18 protein-coding genes, 1 tRNA gene and 1 pseudogene are annotated in these 19890 nt (G+C 64.0%); 14 read left to right on the top strand and 6 right to left on the bottom strand.

Going from position 1 to position 19890, the window contains the following annotated elements:
- Both FRC96_RS17395 and FRC96_RS17390 read right to left on the bottom strand, forming a co-directional pair.
- The coding region (locus FRC96_RS17395; protein ID WP_146976321.1) for a DEAD/DEAH box helicase at positions 1-1523 on the bottom strand (1523 nt) is incomplete at its 3' end.
- Between the two features lie 153 nt (positions 1524-1676).
- On the bottom strand, positions 1677-2111 hold the full coding sequence (locus tag FRC96_RS17390; protein WP_146976320.1) for a DciA family protein: 435 nt from the start codon (positions 2109-2111) through the stop codon (positions 1677-1679).
- 302 nt (positions 2112-2413) lie between these two features.
- Here FRC96_RS17390 and FRC96_RS17385 point away from each other — a divergent pair.
- The 13 genes and pseudogenes from FRC96_RS17385 to sctV all read left to right on the top strand — a co-directional run bounded on the left by FRC96_RS17385 (position 2414) and on the right by sctV (position 15995).
- Positions 2414-2485, top strand: a tRNA-Val gene (locus FRC96_RS17385).
- Positions 2486-2661: 176 nt separating this feature from the next.
- On the top strand, positions 2662-3186 hold the full coding sequence (gene infC / locus FRC96_RS17380; RefSeq protein ID WP_146976318.1) for a translation initiation factor IF-3: 525 nt from the start codon (positions 2662-2664) through the stop codon (positions 3184-3186).
- A gap of 218 nt (positions 3187-3404) precedes the next feature.
- Complete coding sequence (gene rpmI, locus FRC96_RS17375; RefSeq protein ID WP_146976317.1) at positions 3405-3602, top strand: 50S ribosomal protein L35; 198 nt, start codon at positions 3405-3407, stop codon at positions 3600-3602.
- A gap of 66 nt (positions 3603-3668) precedes the next feature.
- The gene (gene rplT / locus FRC96_RS17370) at positions 3669-4025 is read left to right on the top strand and encodes a 50S ribosomal protein L20 (protein WP_115603121.1); all 357 of its coding nucleotides are present in this window, start codon (positions 3669-3671) and stop codon (positions 4023-4025) included.
- 144 nt (positions 4026-4169) lie between these two features.
- A complete protein-coding gene (gene pheS / locus FRC96_RS17365) occupies positions 4170-5201 on the top strand; it encodes a phenylalanine--tRNA ligase subunit alpha (protein ID WP_146976315.1) in 1032 nt (343 codons plus the stop codon).
- Positions 5202-5257: 56 nt separating this feature from the next.
- Complete coding sequence (gene pheT / locus FRC96_RS17360; RefSeq protein ID WP_146976314.1) at positions 5258-7738, top strand: phenylalanine--tRNA ligase subunit beta; 2481 nt, start codon at positions 5258-5260, stop codon at positions 7736-7738.
- Between the two features lie 201 nt (positions 7739-7939).
- Positions 7940-8221 (top strand): integration host factor subunit alpha, encoded by a 282-nt coding sequence (locus tag FRC96_RS17355; protein ID WP_115603581.1) that lies wholly within the window; start codon positions 7940-7942, stop codon positions 8219-8221.
- Between the two features lie 50 nt (positions 8222-8271).
- On the top strand, positions 8272-9027 hold the full coding sequence (locus FRC96_RS17350; RefSeq protein WP_230470391.1) for a MerR family transcriptional regulator: 756 nt from the start codon (positions 8272-8274) through the stop codon (positions 9025-9027).
- Between the two features lie 390 nt (positions 9028-9417).
- Positions 9418-9609 (top strand): annotated as a pseudogene (locus FRC96_RS22890) (sigma-70 factor domain-containing protein); the annotation flags it as partial.
- Positions 9610-9696: 87 nt separating this feature from the next.
- On the top strand, positions 9697-11025 hold the full coding sequence (gene rpoD / locus FRC96_RS22700) for an RNA polymerase sigma factor RpoD (protein WP_434006981.1): 1329 nt from the start codon (positions 9697-9699) through the stop codon (positions 11023-11025).
- A 93-nt stretch (positions 11026-11118) separates the two neighbouring features.
- On the top strand, positions 11119-12243 hold the full coding sequence (locus tag FRC96_RS17340) for a serine/threonine protein kinase (RefSeq protein ID WP_146976311.1): 1125 nt from the start codon (positions 11119-11121) through the stop codon (positions 12241-12243).
- 296 nt (positions 12244-12539) lie between these two features.
- Positions 12540-13712 carry a hypothetical protein gene (locus tag FRC96_RS17335; RefSeq protein WP_146976309.1) on the top strand — a complete coding sequence of 391 codons (1173 nt, stop codon included), beginning with the start codon at positions 12540-12542 and terminating at the stop codon, positions 13710-13712.
- Between the two features lie 192 nt (positions 13713-13904).
- A complete protein-coding gene (gene sctV, locus FRC96_RS17330) occupies positions 13905-15995 on the top strand; it encodes a type III secretion system export apparatus subunit SctV (protein ID WP_146976307.1) in 2091 nt (696 codons plus the stop codon).
- 1 nt (position 15996) lies between these two features.
- Here the strand turns inward: sctV and FRC96_RS17325 are convergent, their stop codons facing one another.
- Positions 15997-16782: a hypothetical protein gene (locus tag FRC96_RS17325; RefSeq protein ID WP_146976305.1), complete on the bottom strand. Its 786-nt coding sequence runs from the start codon at positions 16780-16782 to the stop codon at positions 15997-15999.
- Positions 16783-16997: 215 nt separating this feature from the next.
- Here FRC96_RS17325 and FRC96_RS17320 point away from each other — a divergent pair, with 215 nt between their 5' ends.
- On the top strand, positions 16998-17918 hold the full coding sequence (locus FRC96_RS17320; protein WP_146976303.1) for an FHA domain-containing protein: 921 nt from the start codon (positions 16998-17000) through the stop codon (positions 17916-17918).
- Positions 17919-17940: 22 nt separating this feature from the next.
- On the opposite strand, the gene FRC96_RS17315 is transcribed toward FRC96_RS17320, so the two are convergent.
- The 3 genes from FRC96_RS17315 to FRC96_RS17305 form a co-directional block, all read right to left on the bottom strand.
- Entirely contained in the window at positions 17941-18858 is a 918-nt protein-coding gene (locus FRC96_RS17315) for an alpha/beta fold hydrolase (protein WP_146976301.1), read from the bottom strand.
- Positions 18859-18861: 3 nt separating this feature from the next.
- Positions 18862-19422 carry an orotate phosphoribosyltransferase gene (gene pyrE / locus FRC96_RS17310; protein ID WP_146976300.1) on the bottom strand — a complete coding sequence of 187 codons (561 nt, stop codon included), beginning with the start codon at positions 19420-19422 and terminating at the stop codon, positions 18862-18864.
- Positions 19423-19453: 31 nt separating this feature from the next.
- The coding region (locus FRC96_RS17305; RefSeq protein ID WP_146976298.1) for an SAP domain-containing protein at positions 19454-19890 on the bottom strand (437 nt) is incomplete at its 5' end.

Genomic DNA, 19890 nt, shown 5'->3' with positions numbered 1-19890 from the left:
TTCTCCTCGACCTTCGGAGCTTCGGCCTTCTTCTCTTCAGCCTTCGGAGCTTCGGCCTTCTTCACTTCAGTCTTCGGAGCTTCGGCCTTCTTCTCTTCAGCCTTCGGAGCTTCGGCCTTCTTCACTTCAGCCTTCGGAGCTTCGGTCGTCACCGCGGGCGCTGCGGGCGCTGCCGCTTCCACGGCCGCGCTGAGGGGAGCACCCTTTTGCACACGCTCGGCGATCGCCAGAAGTCGCGCCACGGTGCGCACCGGATCGAGCTCGCTTCCCTCGGACCCCTCATTGAGAAGGATCTCGGCGATGCCCATATGCGCGCCGTAGGGAAGATCTTTGCGGCTCTCCAGCTGAGTGGCGATGCGGGTGAGCCCGCGACGCTGGCGCGCCTTCATGATCTCCACCGGCGTGGGCAGGCTCTGCTCGATGAGGTTCACCGAGTACATCTTGCGCACCTGGAAGAAGGTCGCGACCTCGTTGGGCGCGATGAGGCTAATCGCCTTGCCCTTTTTGCCGGCGCGGCCGGTACGACCGGTGCGGTGAATATAAACCTCGGCTGAGTCCGGGAGCACGAAGTTGATCACGTGGCTTAAGTCCGAGATGTCGATGCCGCGCGCGGCCACGTCGGTGGCGACGATGTAGTCGATCTTGCCATCGCGCAGCGCCGCCAGCGTCTTCTCGCGCTCTTTCTGCGGAAGATCGCCGTTGAGCACGTCGGCGCGGTAGCCGTGACGCTTCAGAAAGGAGGTCACCATGAAGGTATCATCCTTGGTGTTCGCAAAGATGATCGCGCTGTCCGGCTCCTCGTACTCCAGCACTTTGATCAGGTCGCGGGGGCGGCCCACGCCACGGACCGGATAGTAGTAATGCGCCACGTCCACCGAGGCGACCGAGTCGGTCGAGAGCAGCACGTTCTCCGGGTAGAAGAGCGTCTTGTTACCCAGGGCTTTGATCTCATCGGTGATCGTCGCCGAGAAGAGCAGGCTCTGACGCTCTTCGGGCAGGTACGCCATGATCGCTTCAATGTCGTCGCGAAAGCCCATCGAGAGCATCTCGTCGGCTTCATCGAGGCAGAGCAGGCGGAGCTGGCTCAGGTCGATTTTGCCGCGCTCGCACAGGTCAATAAGACGACCCGGAGTGGCCACGACGATGGAGGACTTCTCCAGCTCTTCGTACTGGCGCTCGTAAGACGTGCCGCCGTAGATCGCGGTGGCCTTGACGCGTTTGAACTGCCCCAGGCGCTCAAACTCATTGCAGACCTGCTGCGCGAGCTCACGGGTCGGAGCGAGCACCAGCACGTCGATACGCCCGGGGACCGGCTCCAGCATCTCGATCATGGGGATGCCGAAGGCGGCCGTCTTTCCGGAGCCGGTCTGCGACTGCAGGATCAGGTCGATTCCGGCGAGGATAAGAGGAATGGCGGCCACCTGCGCTTTGGTCGGGCGGGTGTAGCCGATGGCGTCGAGAGCACGACGCATCTCATCGCTGAGGTAGAAGTCGTCAAAAGTATGTTCAGCGGTCGTCAGCATGTTCCTCTTTCTCGTCAAAAAGACCCGGGGGGTAGGGCGCCCATTGCGCCAAAACGTGAACCGCCTGCGGATCAATGCGGCTCGTCCTTACCTAATGTCGGGCGAGGTCGCAAGGTGCGGCGCGCCCGCGCGGCGTCTGTCGCGCCATGGTGTTCAGCCGGAGCCGCGCTCGCGTCGCAACCTCTCAATCGATGCGATCAGACGCTTCATCTCATCGTCGAGGTCTTCCTCCATGATCTGTACGTCGCCACGCTCAAAGGCCTCCACGACCTCTCTGGGCGGCGGAGGCAGGGGGTGGCCTGCACGCTCATCGAGCTCGATCTCAATGCGCTCCACAGGCCAGGGTGCGTAGCGTTGCACCCGGCGCAGAAGGGCCAGCGGTCGCCGGCGCCACTCATCGGCGAGTGAAGGATGGCGTACGGCGACGCGCAACGTGCCATCGAAGAGGCCCAGCGGTTCGCAGAGGTGGGTGAGCTCCTCTCCCACCAGGGTCGGCCACACCTGACACAGAAAACGTCGAGTAGGGGCAGGCAACTCCCCGCGCTCCTTTCCAGCGCGGGCCGCAGCTTTGAGTATGTCGTCAAACATCGATGATCTCCCGGGTGCTATGCATCGTACCACCTTATTATAGGACCGACCTTAAGAGGCAAGCCCCGCGCCGAGGGGGGATCCTGACCACTCCGGCGGGCAGGATTGTGGATCGTCGGGCTTGAGGTGTCTAAGGTGTTGAACTGGCGAAGGTTTTGACGGTGATGTGCCAGATTGACGTGAGGCGGGGAAAAAAAGAATGAAAAATCTGTTGACACTCCGGGGGGGCAGGGCTACAAACCGAATCGTGCCGCGGCGGTGAAAAACACCGCAGCAACATAGCACACAGAACATCCCATCAAAGGCGCGTAGCTCAGTGGGAGAGCACTTCCCTGACACGGAAGGGGTCGGCGGTTCAATCCCGCCCGCGCCTATATCATCGAAACCCAGAACGTAGCGCCTCGAGCGAACCTTCGGGCCGAAATGACAACTGAGAAATACAGGCTGGCGGCTCCCTCGCATTGAGCGTTAGGGGGCTGCTCTGGCATTTAGATGGGGTTTTTGGAGCCACGGCAACAACGACCCCCGCTTAGAGCTTTGATCGAGGTCCATGGCGGATAAAGAACCGAAGATTAATCGTCGCATTCGCGCTCCTGAAGTGCGTGTGATCGATCCCGATGGCGAGCAGCTGGGTATCATGAGCTCGGACGACGCGCTGGAAAAGGCTGAGAGTTTCGGCCTGGATCTGGTGGAGGTCGCCCCTCAGGCGCGCCCGCCGGTCGTGCGGATCATGGACTACGGTAAGTTCAAGTATCAGCAGAAGAAGCGCACCGCTGAGGCTCGTAAGAAGTCCTCGCGCGTCGAGCTTAAAGAGGTCAAGTTCCGTCCGAAGACGGACGAGCACGACTTCCAGACCAAGCTTCGTCGTGCTCGCCGCTTCCTCGAAGAGAACAACAAGGTCAAACTGACCGTGATGTTCCGCGGCCGCGAGATCACCCACCCCGAGATCGCGCGCACCATGCTTCAGCGCGCGGCCGAGGAGCTGGCCGATGCCGCCCAGATCGAGCAGAGCGCTCGAATGGAAGGCCGCAACATGACGCTCTTCCTCACCCCGAAGAACGTCAGCGTCAGCTGAGCCCTTGAGCGCCCGAGAAGTTGAAGAGCGCCGGACATTCCGTCCGGCGTTTTTTTATGAGGGCGCAACGCGCACGGCCCTTGCGATGCCTGGGTGAGGAGGCCGCTCGCAAATTGAGGGTTGCCAGACCGATTTCATTCAGGTAGCTGTATGCGCCCTTTCAAAGGGAGCTTTTGAGCGCGTCGACAGTCGACGCGCCATCTGTCCAGGAGATTGATATGTCGAAGATGAAAACGCATCGCGGAGCCGCCAAACGCTTCAAGATGACCAAGAGCGGTAAAGTGAAGTACCGCCGCGGCTTCCGCGCCCACATCCTGACCAAGAAGAGCAGCAAGCGTAAGCGTCAGCTCCGCAAAGACGGGTACATCCACCCGGCGGACGAGCCTCGCGTCAAGAAGCTTATTGGCGAAGGTTAAGACACCTGCGTATGCGCTCGGGTTCGGTTTCGGATCTGGGTTGCCCCCACACCATGAGGAAGAGCTATGCCACGCGTCAAAAGAGGTTTTAAAGCGCGTCGTCGTCGCAAGAAGGTTTTGCGCGCGGCCAAAGGTTTCGTCGGCGGTCGCCGTCGTCTGTTCAAGAACGCCAAAGAGACCCTTCACCGCTCCTGGGTCTATGCGTACCGCGATCGTCGCCAGCGCAAGCGCCAGTTCCGTCGCCTGTGGATCACCCGCATCAACGCCGCCGCTCGCCAGAATGGCATGAGCTACAGCGCGCTGATCGGTGGTCTTAAGCGCGCCGGCGTGGAGCTGGACCGCAAGGTCCTGGCGGATATGGCCGTGTTTGACTCGGCCGGGTTCGCTCAAGTGGTCAGCGCGGCGAAGAACGCCTCGAACTGATCGCGGCGCTCTTAGAAGCGCTGCAGGTTGAGTGACGCCCCGTTTCGAATCATCAGTCAGGATGAGGCGATCGGGGCGTTTGTTTTTTCTTGGCGGTGAATGCCGCAGGATAACGATCGACGCGAAGCAAAAGGATAGGGCGCGATGAACGTGGAAGAGCTCAGCAACAAGCTCGAAGAGCTGGCCGGGCAGGCCGTCGAAGAGCTGGCCGTTGCACCTCGGAAAGAGGACGCCATTCAGATCAAGAACCGCTACCTGGGTCGCAAGGGCGATGTGCAGGAGCTGATGAAGGTGCTGCGGGATCTGCCTCATGAGGCGCGCCGGGTGGCCGGTCAGGCCTCCAACGCCTGCAAGACCGCCATCGAAGAGGCTTTTGAGGCGCGGATGCGCGCGCTGGCCAACGAGGAGCTCGAGCGCAAGATGCGCGACGAGGCCGTCGATATCACGTTGCCTGCGCGCAAGCTCAATGCCTCGATGGGGCACCCCTTGCGCCAGATCGAGCAGGAGCTCATTGGCATCTTTGAAGAGATGGGCTTTGAAGTGGCCGAAGGCCCCGAGATCGAGTCGGACTACTTCAACTTCGAGGCGCTGAACTTCCCGCCGGATCACCCCGCGCGCGACATGCAAGACACCTTCATGCTCGACGACCAGCGGCTACTGCGCACACACACCTCGCCGGTGCAGGTGCGCACGATGCAGGCCTACGATCTTCCCATTCGCGTGATCTCACCGGGGCGGGTGTACCGCTGCGACAGCGATATCACGCACAGCCCGGTCTTCCACCAGATCGAGGGACTCTTGATCGACGAGCATGTCACCTTTGGGGATCTCAAAGGGACGCTGCAGCTCTTTGCCGAGCGCTGCTTCGGGGAGGGCACGCCGATTCGCCTGCGCCCGAGCTTCTTCCCCTTCACCGAGCCGAGCGCGGAGGTCGATGTGGGCTGCATCTTCTGCCGCGGCGAGGGCTGCCGGGTGTGCAGCCACACCGGCTGGTTGGAGATCCTGGGCTCAGGCATGGTCGATCCCAATGTGCTGGAGGCCTCGGGCATCGACCCGCAGCGCTACAGCGGGTTTGCGTTCGGGCTCGGCGTGGAGCGGGTTGCGATGCTCAAGCTGGGCGTCAATGACATCCGGCTCTTCTACGAGAACGACCTTCGCTTCCTGGAGCAGTTCTGAGCCGAGTGCCCTTTGCAGGCGCGCCAACACAAGACCTTTTGAACGACGAGTAGACGATGAAAGTGAGCTTGAACTGGCTCAATCAGTGGGTGGAAATCGAAGATCTGGACGCCGACGAGCTGGCCTCTCGCCTGACCCTTGCCGGCCTGGAGGTCGAAGAGGTCGAGCGCATCGGGGAGGGCCAGGAGAAGATCGTGGTCGGCCGCATCGACGCGATCGAGGAGCACCCCAAAGCCGACCGGCTGGTGGTGTGTAAGGTCGACGCCGGGGAGGGAGAGCTGCGCCAGATCGTGTGCGGCGCCAAAAACATGAAGGCGGGCGACTTCGTGCCGGTGGCGCTCCCCGGGGCGGAGCCGCCGGGTATCGACTTTGCCATCGGCGCTCGCAAGGTGATGGGCGTACCCTCGGCCGGGATGTTGTGCAGCGAGGAGGAGCTCGATCTCGCCAGCGAGAGCGAGGGGCTGATGCTCCTCGACCGCAGCCTCCCGGTCGGAAAGCCGATCTTTGAGGCGTTGGGCCTCAAAGACGTGGTGCTGCACATCGGTCTGACGCCCAACCGTCCCGATTGCCTCAGCCACCGCGGCGTGGCGCGTGAGGTCGCAGCGCTTTACGGACGCACTCTGCGCGCGGAGCGCCTTCAAGAGAGCGCGCCGGCCTGGGAGGGCGCTGGCGAGGGGATCGAGGAGGCCGCCGCTCTTGAAGTTGTCGATGTCGAGGGCTGCCCGCGCTACACCGCCGCCGTGCTGGAGGGCGTCAAGGTGGGCGCCAGCCCCCTCTGGCTTCGTCAGCGTCTGGCAGCGCTGGGGATGCGCAGCGTCAACAACATCGTCGACGTGACCAACTACGTGCTCATGGATCTGGGGCAACCGCTGCACGCCTTTGATCTCGACACGCTCGAAGGCCAGCAGATCATCGTGCGACGCGCCACCGCCGGCGAGTCCATCGAGGCTATCGATCATAAGACCTACAAGCTCGATGAGGGCGATCTTGTGATCGCCGATGCGTCGCGCCCGGTCGCGATCGCCGGCGTGATGGGGGGTGCCGAGAGTGAAGTTACCGAGGCGACCACCCGCATTTTGCTGGAGTGCGCCTACTTCGACCCACGCTCGGTGCGCGTCACGGCGAAGCGTCACGGGCTGCACTCGGAGTCGAGCCATCGCTATGAGCGGGGCATCGATCCCGGGGCGATCGTCGACAACCTGCGCGAGGCCGTCGCGCTGCTGCTTCAGGCGCAGTCGCACCTGGAGGGCGACGCGCCTCAGGTTCGCACGGGCATCCTCGACGAGGGGCCAGGCGTGGAGGCAACGCCAGCGATTGCGCTGGCGAAAGATCGCGCCAACCAGGTGCTGGGCACCGATATCGCGCCCGACCAGGTGCTCACCTACCTTAAGAGCGTCGGCGTGGAGGCTGTGGAAGACCAGGGCGAGGGCTGGCGCTTCAGCGTGCCGACCTACCGACCGGATCTGGAGCGCGGGATCGACCTCGTTGAAGAGATCGCGCGTCTGCACGGCTTCGAGAAGATCGAAGCGACCCTTCCCCGGGCCCTGATGGGGCATGCGCACCAGCTTCAGAACGACGCGGAGCGGGGCACGATCGTCTCGCGGGCGGAGCGCCGCGCGCTCGGCTGGGTACGCGATCTTCTGCTGAGCCAGGGGCTGCGCGAGGCGGTGAACTACAGCTTTATGGGAGAGGGCGATCTCGATCGGCTGCGTTTCGATGAAGACGACTCCCGGCGACTTGCCCCGAGGGTGGCCAACCCGCTGGTGCAGGACCAGGCGTTGATGCGAACCACCCTCATCCCCAGCCTGCTCAACAACCTCAAAGTCAACCGGGCGCAGCGGCGTCAGGACGTGGCGATCTTCGAGGTGGGACGTCGCTACTTTATGACCGAGGAGCGCCGCACCCTGGGCGTCGCGTTGACCGGGCGCAAGCGCACCCACTGGAGTGGCGAGGCGAGTTGGGACTTCTTTGACCTCAAGGGCATGGTCGAGGCGTTGGGGCAGGCTTTTGATGCGACCGACGCCACCTGGAGCAAGCCTCAGGTCGACGAGACTTACCTTCACCCCGGTGTTCAGGCGGTGTGGACTGTGGGCAATCAGCCGGTTGCCTTCATCGGTCAGCTGCATCCGGCTGTCGCCTCCAAAGAGGGAAGCGACCAGCCGATCTTCGTGGCGGAGGTCGACCTGGAGACGTTGATCGCAGAGGGAGCCCCCCGGCGCACCTTCAGCGCGTCGGCGCGCTTTCCGGCGGTGGTACGCGACTTCGCGCTGGTGGCCGATAACGAGGTCGCCTACGCGCGCCTGGAAGAGGCGATCGAGGGGCTTTGTGACAGCGACGCCGCCTTCGGGGAGCTCTTTGAGAGCGTGGCACTCTTCGACATTTACACGGGCCAGCCCATCCCCGAGGGCAAGCGCAGTCTCGCCATCAAGGTGACCTACCGCGCCCCCGATCGCACGCTGACCGAGGCCGAGATCGAGGCGGCCGACAACGCGCTTCTGGCCGCGGTGGAGTCGCAGGCCGGGGCCCGTCTGCGATAAGTCACAAAAATCGTGTTTCCTAAGACGGGGCCTTGTCTTAGACTGGGCTCCGTCTTGTGATTTTGTTGTCTCGGATGGGGTTCTCCCGAGGAGTGCGCGCGCGGCTGATCTGGGGTTGCGCGCTGCGCCTGCGCCGACTACAAACCGGCCCGCTGTTCGAGTTTCCTGCGTATCGATGTGAGGAGTTGTAAGAAGATGACGATTACCAAAGCGGATATTGTCGACACCGTCTACGAGAAGGTCGGGATCACCAAACGCGAGGCGTCGGATTACGTCGACACCATCTTCGAGGTCATGAAAGAGACCCTGGAGGAGGGCGAGGAGATCAAGGTCAGCGGTTTTGGCAAGTTTGAGGTTCGGGAGAAGGGCGAGCGCGTGGGGCGTAACCCGCGCACGGGGATTGAGATTGTGATCCCGGAGCGTCGCGTGCTGCGATTTAAAGTCAGTCAGGTGCTCAAGGATTCGATCAACGGCAAACGTTGATCGATTGAGTGTCGTGACGAGACTCGCCATCCCACTTCGCTGACTATTAGATGAGCACCGACCCGATGACCCAGCCCTCCGAAAAGACCTCGCCGGCGATGATTGAGCTGCCTGAGAAGACCTATTTTAAGATCGGTGAGGTCGCCAAGCTGCTCGATGTCGAGCCCTATGTGCTGCGCTACTGGGAGACGGAGTTCGACACTCTGGAGCCGGAGAAGACCAAGAGCGGTCAGCGGGTCTATCAGCGCCACGACATCGAGCATCTGCTGGAGATCAAAGAGCTTCTCTACGTCGAGATGTTCACGATCGCCGGGGCGCGTCGCCAGTTGGAGCGGGGCGGTGCGGCGCGGCTGTCGGGTTCGGTGGCCGGGCCTGCCGGCAGCGTGGTGAGTGCCGATGAGGAGCTGCTGGCGGAGCTGACCGAGGCCCGCCGGGAGTTGGCCGAGGCGCAGCATGCGTTGCAGCAGGCCCGGGAGTCGCAGCACGTGGAGGAGCAGCGCTTGCTTACAGCGCAGCGCGCGCTCGAAGACGAGCGCGACGCGCTTGGTGAGGAGCTCCAGCAGGCGCGCGCACAGCTCGCCGCCGGCGGGGAGGTCGACGCCGAAGAGACGCTGCGGCTGGAGCAGGAGATCGAGGCGTTGCGCGAGGAGCTCGCGCGGGAACGCCGTCGTCACGAAGAGGTCTCGGAGGCGGGGCGTCGCATCGCCGAGGAGCGCGAGCAGCGCCGCCGGCGGGTGCTCTCCCAGATGCGCCGCGAGGTCGAGTCGCTGGCGGTGCTCGCGGACATCAACCGCGCGCGGCGCTGAGTTGGTGCTACCCTGAGGGCCGCCCGGCTCCGGGCGGCGGAGCTGTTATGTCGACATTCTGCGGGGGGAAGAAGCGTCCCGAGCTATGCGTTGAGCCCGGTGAGGCGCTGCGCTCTGCGCCCGATCTATGAAAAGATTTCATAGCGGGGTCAACGATCCTCAGCGCTTCGGGTGAAGTGGAGTAGCAAACCCCCGATAGGTGAAAGGTTGCTCCGCATCCCGCTCGCCACCATGTTTCGTCGCTGTGGCCCCTAAGTTCGTGCTGTGGCTAGCGAAACGGCCATCCAAAATCAACATCTGTTGTTGGTATAAGATGTGCATGAGTTCTGAGGGCCGGCTCGGTGTGGAGCGGGTACTCTTCTGAGTCTGTCGAACGCAAGGGCTGCTACCATGACCAATCTCGAACAGGCCTCCAATGCCAGGCGCGGGGACACGATGAGCGAAACCGAGGACGACTTCATCGCCCAGCGGCGGCAGAAGCGAACCGAACGCAAGCGGACCCAGTCGGTCGAAGATTTTCGCGACCTGGATCCGGTGAAGATGTACCTGCGCGGCATCGGCCAGGTCAGCCTGCTTACCCGGGAGGGCGAGGTCGCGGTGGCCAAGGAGATCGAGGCGGGCCGCGAGATCGTCTTTGAGGTGCTGGTGAACACGCCGGCGGCCATCGAGATGATCCTGGCGGTGCCCGATCGCCTTCGCGCCGGTACGGCACGAGCGCGAGAGGTATTCGACGAGTACGAGCCCAGCGGTGACGACAGTGACGCGCCGGTGGCTCCCGAGGTCTTTGAGCGCTTTGATAAGTTGCGGCGCGCCTGGCGAGCCCTGGAGCGCAAAGATGCCGAGCTGGTCCGCGCTCAGGAGAAGGGCGATGGCGAGGCAATCAAGAAGGCCGAGCAGGCCCGCAAGCGCGCGCACACCCGGATGGTGAAGGCCGTCGAGGGGTGTTTGCTCTCGCAGCGCTTTATTCACGAGATCGTCGACAACTTTAAGAGCGCGGTCGACAACATCGACCGCTGTGAGCGCCGTCTGCACCGCTACGCTCAGCGCGCCGGGGTGCGCCGCGAGAAGATGGACGCCTGGCGAGAGCTCTACCGCGCCGGCGATCGGCCCGACTTCAACAAAGAGCGCATTCACGCCTCGATCGCCGCCGAGATGGATCAGGCGTTGGAGCAGTCGGTGGCCATCATCGACAGCATTGAGCACGAGCTGGGCATGACGCAGGCGGTCTTGCGCCAGACGGTGCGTGAGATCGAGCGTGGGGAGCGCCGCGCTGAACGCGGCAAGAGCGAGATGATTCGGGCGAACCTGCGCCTGGTGGTCTCCATTGCCAAAAAGTACGTCAACCGCGGCATGCACTTCCTGGATCTGATTCAGGAGGGCAACATCGGTTTGATGCGCGCGGTCGAGAAGTTTGAGTACCAGCGAGGCCATAAGTTCTCGACGTACGCGACCTGGTGGATTCGTCAGGCGATCACGCGCGCCATCGCAGACCAGGCGCGCACGATCCGCATTCCGGTGCACCTGATTGAGACCATCAACCGCATCTTGCGTACCTCGCGTCAGCTGGAGCAGGAGTTAGGTCGGGAGCCCGAGGCCGAAGAGATCGCCGAGAAGCTGGAGATGTCGGTCGAGGCGGTGCGACGCGCGATGAAGATCTCGCGTCATCCGGTGAGCCTGGAGACGCCGGTCGGCGATGACGAAGACAGCCAGCTGAGCGACTTCATCGAAGATATCAACTCGCCCAGCCCGATGGATGAGGCCGAGACGCGCAACCTCCGCGAGCAGACTCTGGAGCTGCTCGCCACGCTGACCCCGCGCGAGGAGAAGATCCTTCGCATGCGCTTTGGTATTGGCGAGAAGAGCGATCACACGCTCGAAGAGGTCGGGCAGGACTTCAACCTGACCCGCGAGCGCATCCGCCAGATCGAGGCCAAGGCGCTCGAGAAGTTGCGGGTGCCCAACCGGGCCGACTCGCTCAAGCCCTTCCACGAGAGCTGAGAGATTTTTTGACACCTCCCGACCCTCTGTAACACTTCGGACAGGAGCTCCCAGGGAAGGGGGCTCCACCTGAAGTGCACCAGGGAGGGTGTCATGACCAGCCATATCCGCCGCGCGCCCGCAGCGCCGGCTTCGCAGCCCCAGGCCACGCTAAGCTACGGCCAGCATTTTGGCCCCTACGTCATCACCGGTTTTGCCGGGAGCGGGGCGACGAGCTACGTCTATAAGGCGCGTCGCCGCGACCGTTTTGAACCGGTGGCGATCAAAGTGCTGCACCCTCACCTGGTGGCCGACGCGACCAAGCGCCTGAAGTTCTATCAGGAAGCGCGCATCATGATGCGCATGCAGCACCCCAACGTCGCGCGTTTTCACGAGATTATTGAAGACGGCGACACGCTGGCTTTCGTGATGGAGTACATCGACGGGCACACTCTGGAGCACTGGCGGGCGCTGCACAGTGAGCAGCTCGATGAGGCAACGCTCGGGTGTGTCTTTGTCGATGTGTTGCGCGGGCTGACCGCGGCGCATCGCCAGGGGGTGGTGCATCGCGACATGAAGCCGGCCAACGTGATGATCGCACAGATCGAGGGGCGCTACACCGCCAAGATCATCGACTTTGGCGTGGCGCGATTTATCGAAGATCCCTTGAGCGAGAGCGAGCGCACCAAGATCGTGGGCACCGCCGCCTACATCTCGCCGGAAGAGGTGGTGAACCCGGATGAGGTGTGCCTGGCCAGCGACATCTACAGCCTGGGAGTAATGCTCTATGAGGCGGCCTGTGGTCGGCGACCCTTTGAGGGAATGGAGGTGCGCGAGCTGATGGAGGCCCACGCGCGTCATGCGCCGGATCGTCCGCGCCAGCTCAACCCGGGGCTCTCCGGCGGCTTTGAGGCGGTGATCATGCGCACCCTGGAGAAGCGTCCGGACTCGCGTTTTGGCTCGGCCGCGGAGATGATCGGCGCGATTGAGATGGCCCTGCAGGGTGCCTATGAGCTCGAGCAGGCGCCGGTTCCCTCGGCCGGGGAGGGCGATGAGCCGACCGCGGAGTGGACACGAGTGGCCGCCGAGGTGGCGCAGCAGAGCCGACGTCGAAGTGTGGGGGCCTGGCTGCGCCGATGCGTGGAGGCGGCCGTCTCGCATTTGAGTTCAGAGCCTGCCCGGGACGATCCGGCCCATTTTGCGCATCGGCCCGCAGACGCGGTGATGCCCTTTCGCTGAGCGTGTATGACACGCTGCGACACGTTCTTGACACAGAAGGTCATATTCGTAAGGTACGTCGGTACGTTTCTGGCGAGCTATTGGATCGGAGCAGGTTGCGCTGCCCGCCAACAACCCTTTGTTGTTGCATGTGTTTCCGCTGATCCCGGCTTTGGCTAAGAATCACGTGTTGGCCGCGTCCTCTTGGTGGAGGGCTTAGCCGAAGTGCCCGAACACCGACGAGCCGCTACCCTGAACAGCGCTTGTTAAGGCCGGGCACGCAACGCAACCCGTAATGGTTTGAGGAGAGAGTAGTGATGACGAGCAAGAAGAAGAACATGTTGCGCAATGGCATCCTGGCCGGTCTGGCCACGATGTTCATGGCGTTCGGCGTGGGCTGTGGTGAAGACGAGCCGGAGAGCCGTTGTGACGACGGTGAGGCCTACCTTCTGATCGGCGACAATGAGGCGCAGTGCTACACCCAGTGCAGCGAAGATACCGACTGCACCGTCGAAGGCGAAGTCTGCCGTGGCTCGGGCGAAGCCCGCGTCTGCCGTGAAGGTGGCGAAGAGCCCAATCCCGATCCCGATCCCAACGCCTGTGATGCGCAGGTGGTCTGCGAGAGCTACTGCGAAGCTCAGTTTGGCGGTTGCATCGACGAGCAGTGCGAGAACGCCGGCGACATCGGTGAAGGTGTCACCCTTCGCGACGCCGAGATCGAGTCCTGCATCAACGGCCTGACCCTTCAGGGCCCGGACGGCCAGCCGGTGGAAATCACCGCGGGCTGCCTGGCGGAAGCCGAAGCCAGCGAAGCGGCCTGTGAGCAGTTCGAAGCCGATGCCGAGCAGCTTGCTGCCGACGGTTGCGGCGGTGCCGCTGGTAAAGCGTTCGTGTGCTCCGAGCTCGCCCTCTACAACTCCACGCTGGGTGCGGACATCTACGAAAACCAGTGTGGCTGTGAAGCCGCGCCGGTGGCCAGCGAGTGCGCGGCCGACGAAGACTGCAACGGCAGCGTCTACAGCGGCTTCTGCGTGACCGAGCTTCAGGACGAGACCCCTGTGGAAGGTGGTTTCTGCATCGCGCAGTGTGACGCGGCGGGCCTCCAGGCCGGTGGCGTGCGTAACGACGTCAACTGTGGCGGCGAGATGGGTCTGTGCGTCAACACCGCCGAAGCTGGCGGGATCTGCGAGATGGGCTGCCTGGCGGTTGAAGACTGCCCGCGCACCCCGGCTGACGGCGTCTCCTGCCTGCCGACCCTCTCGGCTGAGATCGAAGGCGAAGTGGTCTTCTTCGGTACCTGCAACATTGCCGAATGTGACCCGGACGCTGAGACCCCGACCTGTGAAGAAGAAGGCGATGTTTGCCATCCCTTCGGCTTCTGCACCCCGAGCTGCGAAGTGACCGAGGAAGATCCGACCGGTGGCTGCGAAGACGGCTCCTTCTGCGGTGAAGAAGGCTTCTGCGAGTTCAACTGGTCCGACTCGTTCTAAGTTCGGGCTCGGTATCGCCCGGCCCTCGTGGAGGGTCGGGTTCGAGCAGAGTGAAAGACGCCTCCCCATCTCGGGGAGGCGTTTTTTTTTGCCTTCGAGGCAAAACTTCGGCGCGGCCGACGACAATAGAGGGTGGGCCGGGCGCACCGGGCGCCGGCCGGGCCGGATCGAGACTGCGTTGAGGGACAGACGATGATGGGAATGGAGCGGTGGTTAAAGCGCTACAGCGATGTGTTTCTGGCGGGGCTGGTCATCGGGATCATCGGCATGATGATCGTGCCCTTGCCCACGCTGGTGCTGGACTTGTTGCTGGCGTTGAACATCGCGCTGGCGGTGACGCTCCTGATGGTGAGCCTCTACATCCCAAGCGCGCTGAAGATTGCGGCGTTTCCGTCGATTTTGCTCATCACCACCTTGTTTCGCCTGGCGCTCAACGTCTCGTCGACGCGGCTGATTCTCCTGCATGCCGATGCCGGGGAGGTGATCGCGGCGTTCGGGGATTTTGTGGTGCAGGGCAACTTCGTGGTGGGGGCGGTGATCTTTTTGATCCTCACCTTGATTCAGTTTCTGGTGATCGCCAAAGGCTCGGAGCGGGTCTCGGAGGTGGCGGCGCGCTTTACGCTGGATGCGATGCCGGGCAAGCAGATGTCGATCGATGCCGATCTTCGTGCCGGGGCTTTTGATCTGGATGAGGCGCGCCGCCGGCGCGCGCTGGTGCAGAGGGAGAGCCAGCTCTACGGGGCGATGGACGGGGCGATGAAGTTTGTCAAAGGGGACGCGATCGCCGGCATCATCATGACGGCGATCAACATTGTGGCCGGGATGATTATTGGAGTGATGCAGCTGGAGATGTCGGCTGGCGAGGCCGCACAGGTCTATACGCTTCTGACGATTGGCGACGGTTTGGTCAGCCAGATTCCGGCGCTCTTGATCGCCACGACTGCGGGGATCATCGTCACGCGGGTGGCCAGCGATGATGAGGGGGCACACCTGGGCGGCGATATCTTCTCGCAGCTGCTGGAGCAGCCCAAGGCCCTGGCGATTGCGGCGGCGCTGTTGATCGCGCTGGCGATGATCCCGGGGCTGCCGGTGGTGCCTTTTCTGGCGCTGGGCGGCGCGGTCGGGGCGGTCTCCTACGCGCTGCAGCGCTCGCAGGGGAGCGGCGATGGTCTGAGCGAAGATGAGGCCCGGGAGGTGGCCTCGATTGAGCGTGAGGCCGAGCAGGGGGCGCGACAGGCCCGGGCGATGATCCCGGCGGTGACACCGCTCACCGTGGAGCTGGGATCGGCGCTGGCCGAGGCGATGGGGGAGGAGCGCGAGCGCTGGCTGCGGGAGATGATTCCGGCGATGCGCGAGGGCATCTTTTTTGAGACGGGGGTCAAGGTGCCCGGGGTGCGCATACGGGTGGGCAATGGGCACGGCAGCGCGCTGGCGGTGCTGCTCGATGAGATCCCGGTGGAGCGCGCTGAGGTGCCTCTCGACGAGGTAATGGTGGCCGATGATCCCGAGGGGGTGGCGGTGTTTGGCATTGAGGCCCGTGCGGCGCGCCATCCGGTCAGTGGTCAGCCGGCGTGCTGGGCGCCGGCCCAGGCGCGCGAGCGGCTGGAGGAGGCCGGCTATCAGGTCTGGGATTGCGCCGACTATGTGCTCTTGAAGATGAGCGCGGCGATCAAGGCTCACGCGCATCGTTTTGTGACGCTGCAGGGAGTGCGCGGGATGCTCGACCAGCTCGAAGGGCCCTATCCAGCGCTGGTCCCCGAGGTGGTGCCCCGGCAGCTGGGGTTGCAGGAGCTGACCGAGATCTTAAAGAGGTTGGCCGAGGAGGGGATCTCGTTGCGCAACCTGCCGACGATCCTGGAGGTGCTGGCCGACCGGGCGCGCAGCGAGAAGAACCCGGTCAAACTCACCGAGGAGGTCCGCGCGGGGCTGAGCGCGTACATCACCCATAAGTACTCCGGCGGGGAGGGCAGCGTTTTGGTGTATCTGGTGGATCGGGAGATCGAGGAGGTCATCAAGAGCGCGATCCACATCGGGGAGCGGGGCAGCTTCCTGACGCTGGCGCCCGAGGATATCCAGGAGATTCTCGGGGCGGTGCGCGCCCAGGTCAGCGGGGATGTGGAGGGGGCGCGTGTCCCGATTCTGCTCACCGATCAGCGGGTTCGGCGCTACCTCAAACGTCTGGTCGCGATGGAGATCCCGAATGCGGTGGTGCTGGCCTACCAGGAGCTGGACCCGGCGCTGACGATTCAGCCCCTGGGGCGTATTATGGTAGGGCGCGGCTGAGTCAGTCGGGGCGGGCGGCGCTGGCCTCGGAGCTCGGCGCTGTGTCATTGGCCAGAAGATCGGTAAGGCCGGATCCATCGCCCAGGGTGTCGGCGACGGTGTGAATGATGTTGCGGCGAGTGATATCTTCGTTGAGCTGACGGCTGTAGAACTCCCGGTACATCCGGTTGAACCACATCGTGTGTCCGGTGCGAGCGTCGATCAGTTTGGCCTGAAAATGACTGACGACGCAGGGGCGAGGAAAGCCAGTGGGGGCGTCGGCGGTGCTGGAGGTGCGCGCGTAGCGGGTGAAGCTCTCCGGCGACTGACGGCAGGTGCCGCGGCTGTGGTAGACGATCTGCCCGACGAGCAGCGTGTCCGCGGGAAGGGCGTCTTGCTCGGCCAGGGTTCGCAGCGTGAGCACTTCGACGCGGGGCTCGGGTTGGTCGTCCACCGGCTCAAAGTAGCGATGGAGCGAGCCGCGCAGGGCGACGCCTTCGTCAAAGACCTCCCAGAGCTCGCGTTCGCGAAGATGGCGCTCCAGGGCGTCGGGGGCGATGACCTCGAAGCCCATCTCTTCGAGCCAGGCCATCGCCTGGGCCTGATACGCCAGACGAAGGGGCTCAAAGTTGGCCGAGGGCATCCCAAAGGTTCCGGACGCGTAGAAGGGCACCACGGCCACCGAGCGTACTTTTGCGCTGCGGTAGTCGTCACGTACGCCGACATCCGGGGTCGAGGCGCAGCCCGAGAACAGCGCGAAGATCAACAGACAGGAAGCAATGAGGCCGAGGTTGGGTGTACGCATCATGGGGCGTCTCCCGAGAGGCAAAAGGACCAGGTGGTGGCGCCACTTCAAGGTAGCACGCAGCGAGGCACTCGCAATGGTGTGCACCGCCGGCGCCTCGGACCAGCGTTCGGCCCGGAGGCGATGTCACCGACGTTGTTGCGTGGGGCGGGCTTCCTTGTTAGAAAATCGAGCCTGTTTCCAAGCCTGATTCGCGACGTATTTTAAGGGAGCCGCCGGTGATCATTTGTAAGAGCTGTGGTCGGGAGAACGAGGACGAGTTTAAGTTCTGTCTGGGATGTGGCTCAGCGCTGGAGGCGCCGAAGCCGAAAGCTCAGCCCGACACGATGGACTGCCCGCATTGCGGCGCGGCGGTGCCCGGGGGCTTTAAGTTTTGCGGGGCGTGCGGGGGCTCGTTGCAGCAGACGGTGACCGAGCCCTCGGTCAAGGAGACGACACTTACCGGTGGTCCTCGTCCTGCGACGAGCGAGCCCGACGAGGAGGCGCGTCGGCTCGGCGAGCTGACGGTGATTCGTCCGGACGGCTCCGAGGGCGCGCGCATCGAGCTCACGAGCAAGGGTGTGACGCTCGGGCGTAAGAGCGAGCATGAGGTGCTCGCCAACGATCCCTTCCTCTCGCCGGAGCACGCCGCGCTGAGCTACGAGAGCGGGCGGGTGATGCTGCGCGATCTTGACAGCATCAACGGCGTCTTCTGGCGGCTGCGCGACGATGTGGAGCTTGAGCACGGTGATATGATTCGTGTCGGCCAGGAGCTTTTGCGCTTTGAGATGGCCGATAAGCTCGACGCGCTTCCGACGGACTGGAAGGGCGACGACGCGGAGGTCAAACGCCAGGGAAGCCCCGATCGCGGCGTGTGGGGAAGGCTGGCGCTGATCGGCGGGCCGGAGGTGGAGACCCGCGCCTACGAGGTGCACACCAGCGAGGTCACCCTGGGGCGTGAGATCGGCACGATCCTGTTTCGGGACGACGGGTTTGTCTCTGGCAAACACGCGCGCATCTACCGCGACCAGGACCGCGTTTATCTGCGCGACCTTGGGAGTAGCAACGGCACGTACATTAAGATCCGCGGGCAGCGGCAGCTGGCCAACGGCGATTTGATCCTGATGGGGCAGCAGCTCTTCCGCCTGCAGATCGGCTAAGCGGGAGCCTGCAAAGGCGCGATTAGGACGAGCTCGGCGCACGTTGCGCCGGGCTCGTTGTGTGTGCGGGGGGCGCGAGCAGGCCGTGCTTGATGAGGAAGGTTTCCATGGCCTCGTTGACCAGGTCGGGCATCTCCAGCGGCGCGACGTGGGTGCCCTGGGGCACGACGACGAGCTGGCTATTGGGGAGCATCTCGCTCATCTCCACGGAGCGGTACATCGGGGTGAAGGTGTCGTTCTCACCGGCGATGACCAGCGCGGGCACCGCGATCTCGCTCAGGAGCTCTTCGGCCGAGTGCAGGGAGAGGGCCGAGAGCAGAGAGAGGAAGAAGTTCAGATCCATGCGCGAGGCATGTTCCAGGTAGGGAAGGAAGTCTTGCTGGCGCAGCAGCTGGCCGTTGACCTCGGCGGCCTGCACGGCAACTTTGTACCAGATCTGGCGAGGGAGCACGGTCTCCCAGGTGCGCTGGATGGCCTGCGGGGCGGAGTCGACCGCGCGGCGCAGGTAGGGAAGTACGCGGCGCATCAGGTCGGATCCGTGGAAGGTGTCCAGGGGGTGTTTGTAACTTCCGCAGATGGGGATGAGCGCCCGCACCCGCTCCTGGTGCGTCTCACAGAAGTTGAGGATCACCTGCACGCCCATCGAGTGTCCGGCCAGGATGGCCTGGTCGATCTCGAGGGCGTCGAGGACGAGCGCCAGGTCGTCGCACATCTGGTCGAGGCTGATCTTTTCGGGATGTTTCGGCACCGAGCTCGCGCCGTGGCCGCGGTAGTGCCAGCGCACGATGGTGAAGTCGTCGATGAAGCGGTCGATGACGTAGGGCCAGATAAAGCCGTCGCAGGCCAGGCCATCGCAGAGGACAAGGGCGGGGCCGCGGCCGACGGTTCCATACCAGATCTGGGTTCCGTCGGGGGCGGTCAGGTAATGGCTGCGTTCCAAGGCTTAATGTCCTGTGAGCTCATCGATGGAGAAGAGGGCGTGAAGGGTGACGCCGATGTCGGCCAGGGCCTCGCGTCCGCCGGCCTGCCGGTCGACGACGGTGAGCGCGTGCTCGACCTTAAAGCCTGCGGCGCGCAGCGCGTCGATGGCCTGGAGGGTGGACGCGCCGCTGGTGACGACGTCATCGACGGCGACCACCGGCGAGCCCTGGGTCAGGGTGGGGGGATGTTCCAGGTAGCGCTCGGTGCCGTGGGCCTTGGGGGCCTTGCGCACGATGATCGCGTCCAGGGTGTGGCCGGCCTGGTGCGCGGCGATCGAGGTGGCTGTGACCAGGGGGTCGGCGCCCAGGGTCAGCCCGCCGATGGCCGCCGGCGCCGGATCAAGCTCGAGCGCGGCCTCGAAGAGGGCCTGGCCGATGAGCCAGCCGCCCTCGCCGGTGAGCGAGGTGGCTTTGACGTCGACATAGACCGAGCTTGTCTGGCCGCTGGCCAGACGGAAATGCCCGGTCCTCACCGAGTAGGTGGTGAGGAGCCGGGCGAGTGTGGCGCGCGAGGCGTCGTTCATGGCAATTCCGAGGCGCGGGCCGAGTGAGACGTCAACTCTCGGCCTGAGCTTGAGCCTGAAGCAGGCGCTCAATGAGCTCCGACTTGGTGCCGCTGACCGGAAGGTCGAGGGCACGAAGCTGCTCCTTGAGCTCCTTGACGGTGAAGTCTTCCTCGAACTCCTGGATGGTCTCCGGGTCGATGTCGGCGTCGGCCTCAACCTCGGACTCAGCCGGGGTTTCGACTTCGGTGACTTCGGAGACTTCCGCGCTGCTTTCGATTTCGGCGACCGGCTCGGGCTCAGCTTCGGGCTCCTCTTCGACGACGACCGTGGTGGTGGTCGTCGTGGTGGAGGGGGCCGTCGCCGAGGCGCCGGACGTGGAGGAAGGTGCGCTTGCCGGGGCGGTGCGAGCCGGCGCGGAGCTGCGCGAGGCGGCGCTTGCGGTGGCGGTGCTGGCCGGGGCGCTGCGGGTTGGCTGGGAGGTACGGG

It is taken from the genome of Lujinxingia vulgaris, assembly GCF_007997005.1.
Classification (GTDB): domain Bacteria; phylum Myxococcota_A; class Bradymonadia; order Bradymonadales; family Bradymonadaceae; genus Lujinxingia.
The sequence above is the reverse complement of the archived record's forward strand: the minus strand, read 5'-3'. Positions and strand labels throughout refer to the sequence as shown.